Genomic DNA, 849 nt, shown 5'->3' on the forward strand with positions numbered 1-849 from the left:
TGCTGCGGATCCATCACCACCGCCTCACGCGGCGAAATCCCAAACAACCCCGCATCAAACCCCGCCACCCCATCCACAAAACCACCCACACCGGCGGTGACGTCGTCCCAACCCCGATCCAACGGATACGGGCCCAACGCGTCGACACCGTCGGCCAGCAACCGCCACAGCTCCTCCGGAGAGGTCACACCGCCCGGGAAGCGACACCCCATGCCCACCACCACGATCGGGTCGGTGTCGTCGACGGCGGTTGACATCGGCGCGGTGGTCGGGCTGTCGACGCCGTCGGAGAGTTCGGCCATGAGGTGACCGGCGAGCGCCGTGACCGACGGGTAGTCGAAGACGAGGGTCGACGGGAGCTTCAGCCCGGTGTCGACCGACAGGGCGTTGCGGAGCTCGACGGCGGTGAGGGAGTCGAAGCCGAGGTCCTTGAAGGCCGCCGACACGTCGACGGCGGCGGGATCGGCGAAGCCGAGGACCCCGGCGACCTTGGCTCGTACCAGGTCGGTGAGGAACACCCGCAGCGCCGTACCGGACAGCTCCGCGAGGCGGCCGCGGGCCCGGGTGGCGGTGGTGGCGCCGGTCGCGGTCGGGCCGGTCGAAGGAGACGCGAGCCGGTCGAAGAGGTGGCTGGGTCGGGCCGCGGTGACGGCGGGTACGAGGCGGTCCCAGTCCACGTCGGCGACGGTGACGCAGCCGGAGACGGCGCCGAGCAGGTTCACGGCCGTGTCGGGGTCGAGCGGCGTCAGGCCACCCCGAGCGAGTCGGGACCGCACGAGTTCGTCGTCGGCCATGCCGCCGTCGGCCCACGGCCCCCACGCCACCGACGTACCCACCAGACCCCGAGCC

1 protein-coding gene is annotated in these 849 nt (G+C 71.7%); it reads right to left on the minus strand.

Going from position 1 to position 849, the window contains the following annotated elements:
* Window positions 1-824 (minus strand): beta-ketoacyl synthase N-terminal-like domain-containing protein (locus ACLQ2V_RS28100; protein ID WP_425721724.1); only part of this gene is annotated, 824 nt, incomplete at its 3' end.
* Window positions 825-849 lie beyond the last annotated feature (25 nt).

Origin of the sequence: Micromonospora sp. DT233 (genome assembly GCF_049841815.1) — a bacterium.
Lineage (GTDB): Bacteria > Actinomycetota > Actinomycetes > Mycobacteriales > Micromonosporaceae > Micromonospora.